Origin of the sequence: Psychrobacter sp., from assembly GCF_036731945.1 — a bacterium.
Taxonomy (GTDB): domain Bacteria; phylum Pseudomonadota; class Gammaproteobacteria; order Pseudomonadales; family Moraxellaceae; genus Psychrobacter.
In genome coordinates, this window is the sequence record NZ_DAINDI010000020.1 from 307 (window position 1) to 8,754 (window position 8,448).

Sequence of the window (8,448 nt, forward strand, 5' to 3'; positions counted from 1 at the left end):
CGCCGCTTACCAAGCCTTTGACTTCACCTTCCGATAACGCATATAAAATCTTAACTTTACTAATAGAGGCGACATCGTCTTTGGCAATAGACGGCTGATGCGGTTTTTCTTGTCCGGCTTTGGCGCCTTTGATTACTGATAATGACATTAGGTATCCTCATTGACGATCATCATGCTAATAACAGCGCCACCTACCTGACGGCGACCATACGCTAGCGGCACGGGATTGCCTTCAGCGACGGTGGTGACCGCGCCACCAAAGGCATAGCTGGGTTTATTGCCGTCTGGGTCTTGCGGGGTGATGGTAGGTCGTGGCATAAGTAAAGCGGCAGCGCCCCCAAGCATAAGTCCGGCACCTGCGCCAATTAAAGGCTGCATGCCAGGAACAAGAAACCCTACGCCCACCAACGCAGCGCCCGCAATGACTTGAATCCAGCCCATTGCATCACCGCCTGCACCAGTGATTTTCGGTACGATACGGATGACTTTTGCACCCGTTTTCATCTCCACTTCATCAGCGCTAATGCTTTGCTCGTTATCGTCATAAAATACGGCAAAAAAAAGACCGCTTTCATGGGCGGTCATCATAAATTGTCGAAAGCCATCGACTTGGTAGCTCAGTGCTTCGCATGCCTCGCGTGTCGATTCGACATCAAAGTCAAAGGATTTGCCAAATTTCTCGGCTAAGATGCCGTGTAGCTCGATACGTCTTAGCATGATTACCTCACATAAATGATTGATGTCGCACAATAATAGCGCTGCGCTCTTGCCAAATATTGCCGTAAATCTCACGGCGGGAGCGGCGGCGGTAGGGATGATGTAAGACCAGGTGATCGCCAATAACTACCTCTGATTGCTCTGAAGTCAATTGACCATCATCACCAAGATAGATAAGCGCATGATTGACATGGGCGGTTGGTTGCACGCGGCATAGAATCACATCATGACGCTGCAAATTATCGACTTGGACAAAGCCTTGTGAGGCAAAGTTATCGACATATAAATCCGCGTTGGCGGCATCCTCCCACCAGCGATCTAACCGCTCAAAGTTATCAAGCGTGATATTAAGCTCACGCGCATAGTAGTCACGCACGATGCTATAACAGTCGAGTACACCGTGAATGTATTCGCGGTTAATCAGCGGGACGGTGTACGGTTTGGCTTTATGGACTTTGATGTCAATTTCAGGATAACTGACAATCACCCAGGGCAATTCATGGAGTGGCATTTGCAGCTTATCAAAGGTGCTGGGCTTGGTACTGCCATCAGGGTGGCTGTGGACAATCGCCTCTATTTTGCCCAGCTTTTCAGCGCGGACAATGTCACGTGGACTGATGACAAACTCATTGTCACTGTCAGCAATGTTTTCGCACTCGATATACGCGCGATTGACAATAACGCCGCAAGACTCACGCGGATAGCAAGCAGCCGCGTGATTGAGTATTGCCTCGCGTGTGGCTTTTAAAATATACATATCGATCCCTTAACGTCCTAGCATGGATGCGGATGGAAAGCCGCCAAATGGCAGTGGTTCGAACTCACCAAAACGCAGCTTACAATCGCTTAAGCAGCCACCGCATTTATCTAGTGCAGGGTTGTCTGTTGGTGTGCCGTCCTCGGTAAACATCGCCGTACCGGTATAACCGCAGGATTCACCGCGATATTTTCCCTTGACTGCCCAATCACAATATTTGGTAATGGTGCGGCTAGGTATCATCTTGCGCTGGGCGGTCAGCGGCGTTGATAACTCAAACGCGACTGAGCTGTCTTGCTCGCTTAGTGATTCATGGGTTTTTTGATTGATGGTCCAATACTGGTCAGTGTACTGCTGGCTGTCCGCCGATGGATTGCCTACGGTAAAGTTTGCCGCGTCAAGATGTTTAGCCAATACACGAATCACGCGTAATTCAGCACCGACAAAATCGCTATAAAACGCGCACATGGCAGTGACGGCGCCATTAATACCATCGATATTATTAGCAATAACCAATGTGGGCGTCGATGGACTGCCATCACCACGTATCTCTAAACCATCGGTTTGGATAGCAACCGGGCTATAAGTTTGACCTTGCCAGATAATATCGCGGCGGATGATGTCTTTTGTGCCGGTTGGGTCTGTATGGCGGTAGATAAACTCCCAGTCCTCGGCACTCATATGCCCATGCCACCGCATGACGCCTGCGCCAAGTTTGGTAGCGTCTAGCTCATAGAGTGTGACAAGACCCGTGACGCTAAGTTTTTGTAGGTCAGATGAGAGCATTTAGACCTCCGTTTCAAGCTCGCTAGGCTCAACTGGAATTTCATTTAAACGCAAATCAATCCAGCGACCATCAGGAATGTCAAGTGGCTGTTCTAAGTCAGGCTCAAAAGTAAAGGTTTCCATGCTAAAGATGCGCTTGTAGCTTTTTAGACTAATCACGCCGTTTGTTTCTTGTAATGTGACCGCGACTTTGGGGTTACCGTTCATGTCTTTTGGTAGTTCAATGTACCAGCCGTCAGTAGATAGACCGCTTTGCGTTGTGATTGTATAGTCGCCGATACCGTTCTTTTTATACGTTACATTTTGATTTACAGCGTCATCATTTAGCTCAACTTTATCGGCAAAAACTTTGACGATGGGGCTTGAAGCTTTTAAAAAACCGTTACTGTCTTTTGTTGCATTATTGCTTGTCCAAAAAGCAGCAGTATTAGACCAAGAGATGCCAGAATAGTGCGTCATTTTTAACTCGGCTTGATTGCCAAAAAAGAATACAATGGGTCTAGAGCCCCGATTAACAACCCAGCCGCCAACATGTTCGCCGCCAAATCTTGCAAATGCCGGTCCTGCTTCTCCGCTAAAAAAACCAGCTTTAGTAGATGCATCAGCAATGGTAATGGGGGGCAATATATAACCACCAAGCCCTGTGCCACCAATTCCTGCTGTTGGCGTAAATTCCGGAACCCGTCCTACAGTCGTTCCCACCAATCGACTAGCCGCATTAGTCTGGTCACTAAAATTATCCTTTACTTTCTTGCGAAAGACGTATTCGTTATCACCCGTTTGACCATTGCCTGTGCCTGGGTCTGGTATTTGTACTGCCATGGTTATCTCCTAAACACTCATAAATTGCTCAAAGTTGAGCGTGATTTGCCAATGATCGCCTTTGCGCTGCGGTATCGATACACCGGCGCAGGTATATTGTTTGGTGTTGCCGTGTGGGTCGGTCCATAAGAAAGGCTTGGCGCCTGCGTGCTCATCGATAAACGCTTCGATGGGTTTGATGACGGTATCGAGTGCGCCGGTCTTAGTACCTGACCAGTTTTTGGTTTTGTTGTTAATGCCAGTAGATGACAGCTGCGCATAGCCATCGCCAAACTGTGTTTTGTTTACGCGATACTGTTTGTCAGCAGTAGCGCCCATATCCATCTGCCACGGGAATGTTTTTATCATAGGATTGCCCACTAAAAAGCCCACTGAGTAGTGGGCTTTTGGTTGATTGGTTGAATTAGAGCGTAGGGAGTAGCTGAAAGTTGCCGTTAGTGTCCGCACGTATGCGATATCTTTTATCGTCACCTTTGCTTAAGGTAACTTCTACAGCGTCACTTACTGAAGGGCATAACCCGCCACGCGTATCAAATGACAAAATATGACGACCGCTTGGTACATTTAGCTTCACCGAGTCAGAAGGTTTAAGACTTGCGACAACTTTATCGTCGATAGATAGTTTAGCAGCGCAAGCCGCGCCCACGATGCCGCTATCGCGAGTGACTGTAATCAAGGCGCTATCAGCAGTTGCTGTGCCATACAAGGTCGGGCTCACAGTGCTAGTTGATGTGGCGATTTTCGTTGAGCAACCGCTTAGTAAGGCGATAGTAATACTAGCTCCAATCAGTAATTTCATAATATCCTCAATATAGGCAAAATATTATAATACCGACTTTTGTTGCGGGCGTCTAACATTACCTTTTTACATAGCGACGGTCTATCTCGCCATTTGGGCGCATCATTTTGCGCACTTCACTGGCGACAACCGCAGCTATTCCTTGTCCGACTTGTTTGCCATATGCGCTGTTTGATTCAACAGATGAGTTGCCATCCATTGATACAGTCACACTGATATTGATATTTGGGGCGCTAGATTGGCGCTCATAAGTGCCATTGCTCATCGCTTCAAGCTCTGGACGATACTTACGAGTAGTGGGTGCATCCATAACCTGTTCTCGGCCATGGACGAATCCAACAATCTGATTTTCTGGTGCGTTCCCTGTATATCCCCCAGTTTTATATCCTGGCAGTTCCAGTGTCATTGCAGATGCGGCGCTAATAATACGCCCAAATTCTGTAGCGATGGTAGCTGCTCCAGCAATTTTTGTGGCCATTGTTGCGCCTTCAGCCATGGCGTCGCCCCATGCTTCATACATATTCAAACCGGCAGATGCCATCACAAACGATTGCTGTGCGCCAAACATGATCTTGTAAGCGATATTTTGCTCACCAAGCATGGTTTTCAATGAGCCTGCCATTGCACCAGCTATATCTTGACCCGAGGTAAGCGCAAGCTGGTAGGCGGACATATTATACTGTTGCCGGGCTTGCTCTTTTGCGCGAGCTGCTTCTTGCTCCGCAATAACCTCCGCATTCAAAGCGTCTTGGATGATCTTTAAGCGGTCTGCAAATTGCTGTTTAATACCATATTCAGCTGCATAACCGCCTAAGTCGGCTTTTTGCGCTTGGTAGGCGTTATTAGCGCTGTTACGTAGATCAAAAGCAGCTTTTGCTTCCTGAGCATCGATAGCAGCAAGCCTCGCGGCTCGTACCTCGTCGCTAAGATTACGGGTGAGCTCTATTTCTTGACGTTCATACTTGTAACGTTGCTCAATGAGCTGTAGCTCAGTTTTCTGATGATCACTTGCAGCATCTAACTCTTTAGTGCGGGCAAACTCAATCTGAGCGACTTCATAATCGCGTCGTTCGTTGATTGCTGCTTTAAAACGCTCAAAATCATCAGGTGTATAATCAGTGCTTAACTGGATATTAAGCAACTCAAGACTAGCATCCGTCATTTCACGCGTTATATCGTCAATAAACGGTGCGCGAATAGCGTTAAGGCGTGATTCAATGTCCATCTCAAATCGTGCGATGTCAGATACCATCTGAGCATTAAGAGATTTGTCAGCTATCTCTCTTTGCTCTGCGGTCAAGTCAAAGGCGGATTGTGCAAGCTCAGATTCTTGCTGATAATATTCCTTCAGCCGTGTACGCTTATCGATTAGATAGTCGGTAAATTCTCCTAAACGGCGGCGTTGGCTGACTTGCAGCTCTACATCGGCTTGCGCAAGCAAACGCTGCTCGACGGCAAATACCCTTTTAAGTGTTTCTTCACTCGCACCAGACATGGCACTTTGTATTTCCGACCAACGGCGCTTAAATTCGGTTTCTAATTTGACAAAGGGATCGTAGTCGCCACGTATATCTTCGATAAACCTTGCGTCTTCACGCATTTTTTTATTTATTTCTTCAAGCTGTCGCAAGCGCTCTTGCGCTTCTTTTTCGCGCTGTTTTGCCAGCGCTTTTTCAGCAGCGGCTTGTTTTTTAGTTTTTTCGACAGACTTCTCTTGTTGAGCATCGGCTTGTTGGCCATAGCGTGCCAACTGGTCGCCAGTTTCTTTAGTGCCTTTACCTAATGCAGCTATAGCGGCGGCGGCATCGCTATTGATTTTGGCACGGCGAGCCATAAGGTTATCAAATCGAGTATCGATTTGATCTTGTAGGCGCGTTGCATTTGCGGTACTGGCTACCAGTGATGCTTGGCGTTTGCTCAAAGCGTCAGCAATATTAAAGACGTTCAAAGGATTTTTGCCAAGGTCGACAGCGGCTTGAGCGTTGATTGCGAGCTTATCTAGCCAAGCGATCGCTGTGACAGCAGTACTTTGGACGGTTGCTTGGACGATAATAGACCACTGTGTCCAGTCATTCGCCATGGATAGCAACGAGCGGTTATTTGCATTGCCCATATCATTTAAGCTTTTACCTAAATGATTGCCAGTGCCGTCTATGGCAGCTGTGGCGTCTTTCTCAAAACCGGTAAAAGCAAGCGAAAGTAAGTCAATAGCAGCATTAAACTCAGGGCCTTTAATAAACGCAGTCATGCGCTCAAGCGCAGCAGTTGTTCCTTCAACCGCCTCTTTCATTATGTCGCCGATGCCGCTTTGGGCGATAGCAAGTTTCAAACCATCCATGGCGATTTCAGCTTGTGAAATGCGGCCGTTAAGCGTGTCCATTTGGTTTGCCATGGCGCCAGCAAATTCGACTTCACCTAATCCCATCAGGTATTTTTCAATCTCGGCGGCGTTTTGACCAACTTCGGTTTTTATTCCTCTAAAGGTAAAGGTAACGCGGTCGCCTTCCTTGCTTGATTTGATACCAAATTCTTTTAGACGTTCAAACTCACCAGTTGCCGCGTCAGCGACAGCTTCGATCATCTGCTCCATGGATTTACCCATAGCGGATGCGGTATTACCGTAAGAGGTAAGCGCACGCTCAGATGGTGTTAAACCTAAGTTAACAAGCTTGGTGAATCCAATGACCGACTGCTCAAGATCGTACGGCGTTTGAGCTGCAAACTGGTTTAAAGCAGCCATAGCATGGGCGGCGTTTTCATAGCTCCCAGTAGCAGTGACTAACTGCCCTTGCATTTGGTCAAACTTACGTTGGACAGGGACGATAGCCGCCGCCAAGCTTCCTACTGCAACACTGGTCACAGCAAACGCTGCTGTAGCACCTTTAGCCACTACCGCGGCTTTCTTTTGCATATCGCCCATCGCAGAGCGAGCATCATCAGCCGCACGGCGCATATTGCGGCGGAAGTTGGCTGTGTTGGCGTGCAGCAAAATTTCAAGACGTGACAATACTCCACCAGCCATGACGTTGTCCTTTATTTAATAGGTTTGATTGTTTGCTTTTCAAACATCGCGGCCATACGCTGGGTAGACTGCGCAAGCGCATCGCGTTGTAATGCTTGATCGTGTTGTTCGCGTTGCTCATCGGTCATCGGGTATGGGTCGATGAGGATAAAATCGCGTAAAGCAGAATCTTTATTGCCAGAGCCTATCTTTGCGAGTAGCGCGGTGTTTAGGTCGTGGCGATAGCCGCCAATTGGGTCCAGTATGTCGAACGCTTGCCATTCGATAAGTTCATCAGTACTAATTTGAGAAGTTAATTCGCGTACTGTTTTCCCAAGATGTGCGGCCAACTTAAAAGTGAATAGTCGCTGACGATTGGTTAAGAGTTTTTTTTGGCTGCATCGACCGCTTCGTCAATCGGTATGATAAAGCCATTGGCAACGTTGTATTCATAGAGGATTTTGTTAGTCACGCTAGATGGTAAGCCTTTAATTGATTCAGCATCTTCAGTGGTAAAGATGAGCACGCCTTGTTCGTCGCAGGTAACCAATGTCACGCCGATTGCATTTTGCTCGGTTTTTTCAAGACCTTTGATAGCGTCGTTAAACGCATCACGTTCAGCGAGTGTATGACGTTTTACAAATACATCTCCGCCAATTTCTGGCAAGGAAACACGAATTGGCGTTAGGATTGCTGCGCAAGCGCTCATTAAAGCTGATGCGGTAAGAGTGTTTTTTGCTTTAGACATATTATTACTCATTTTTTTAAGGGATAAAAAACGATGCTTTTTAGGGCATCGTGGGTAAGTGTTTCTAAATAGTGATAGATTAAGGCGTTAACGTTGCGGTTGGCTCAGATGTGATAGTAATGGTGCCCATCATGCGGATTTTCTTTTTTGTGTCATCAGTCGATGGCGTGAGCTTGCTGACCATGCCTTTGAACTCACGGCTGAGCGTAGGAGCATTGGTAAATTTAAACTGCCATGTTAGTTCGGTATTGTCATCATAAGCAGCTTGAATAGCGAGATGCTGAACATCCGCAGGATCGAGTACAAACTCAAAGTCAATTTCACTGTCTTCAGTAAAGTCAACAACCGCTTTCACAGTGCGTTTGGCGTCAGTAGGAGTGACATCATCGAGTGTTTTCTCAGATGTTGGTGGGTCGCATTTCTGTAAATGTTTGACCTTATCAAATGTAAGGCCGTCTGTACTGACATGTAGCGTATAGTACGCATCAACTAAATTATCTACTGCCATGGGTCGTGCTCCTATCTATAGGTAAGTGGATGGTGTTGTTTGCCACAGCCCAATATCGATGGACTGCCTAAATAGCTTGGCTTCGGTGTCGTACATCTGCTGAGTGCCAAAGTAATCGGTAGTTTGAATGTTGTTATTAATCACGCCTAACACATCGTTTGACAACTGCACAGCGGCATCATAACTTGGGTCGTAGCAGTCTATCTGTACGCGTACCCATTCATGTCCTGTTGCGCCATCAATAGTGTTTTCAGGTAAGTTGCTAATGACTTGCCATACGATATAGGGTGTGTTTTTTACGCTGCCTTCG

Annotated in this window: 11 protein-coding genes; all 11 read right to left on the bottom strand. The window is 47.1% G+C overall.

Annotation, left to right across the window (positions count from 1 at the left end; all coding sequences use genetic code 11):
• Positions 1–147: 147 nt before the first annotated feature.
• The gene (locus V7D75_RS05715; protein ID WP_333613776.1) at positions 148–717 is read right to left on the bottom strand and encodes a tail assembly protein; all 570 of its coding nucleotides are present in this window, start codon (positions 715–717) and stop codon (positions 148–150) included.
• A 7-nt stretch (positions 718–724) separates the two neighbouring features.
• Positions 725–1,474 carry a C40 family peptidase gene (locus V7D75_RS05720; RefSeq protein ID WP_333613777.1) on the bottom strand — a complete coding sequence of 250 codons (750 nt, stop codon included), beginning with the start codon at positions 1,472–1,474 and terminating at the stop codon, positions 725–727.
• A 9-nt stretch (positions 1,475–1,483) separates the two neighbouring features.
• A complete protein-coding gene (locus V7D75_RS05725) occupies positions 1,484–2,260 on the bottom strand; it encodes a phage minor tail protein L (protein WP_333613778.1) in 777 nt (258 codons plus the stop codon).
• A complete protein-coding gene (locus V7D75_RS05730) occupies positions 2,261–3,082 on the bottom strand; it encodes a phage tail fiber protein (protein ID WP_333613779.1) in 822 nt (273 codons plus the stop codon).
• Positions 3,083–3,091: 9 nt separating this feature from the next.
• A complete protein-coding gene (locus tag V7D75_RS05735; RefSeq protein ID WP_333613780.1) occupies positions 3,092–3,430 on the bottom strand; it encodes a phage tail protein in 339 nt (112 codons plus the stop codon).
• A 55-nt stretch (positions 3,431–3,485) separates the two neighbouring features.
• A complete protein-coding gene (locus V7D75_RS05740) occupies positions 3,486–3,881 on the bottom strand; it encodes a hypothetical protein (RefSeq protein ID WP_333613781.1) in 396 nt (131 codons plus the stop codon).
• A gap of 58 nt (positions 3,882–3,939) precedes the next feature.
• Positions 3,940–6,903: a hypothetical protein gene (locus V7D75_RS05745; RefSeq protein ID WP_333613782.1), complete on the bottom strand. Its 2,964-nt coding sequence runs from the start codon at positions 6,901–6,903 to the stop codon at positions 3,940–3,942.
• A gap of 11 nt (positions 6,904–6,914) precedes the next feature.
• Positions 6,915–7,232, bottom strand: a complete 318-nt coding sequence (locus V7D75_RS05750) for a phage tail assembly protein T (protein ID WP_333613783.1) — start codon at positions 7,230–7,232, stop codon at positions 6,915–6,917.
• A gap of 29 nt (positions 7,233–7,261) precedes the next feature.
• Complete coding sequence (locus tag V7D75_RS05755; RefSeq protein ID WP_333613784.1) at positions 7,262–7,630, bottom strand: hypothetical protein; 369 nt, start codon at positions 7,628–7,630, stop codon at positions 7,262–7,264.
• A gap of 79 nt (positions 7,631–7,709) precedes the next feature.
• Positions 7,710–8,138, bottom strand: a complete 429-nt coding sequence (locus V7D75_RS05760) for a hypothetical protein (RefSeq protein WP_333613785.1) — start codon at positions 8,136–8,138, stop codon at positions 7,710–7,712.
• Positions 8,139–8,153: 15 nt separating this feature from the next.
• The coding region (gene gp17 / locus V7D75_RS05765) for a tail completion protein gp17 (protein ID WP_333613786.1) at positions 8,154–8,448 on the bottom strand (295 nt) is incomplete at its 5' end.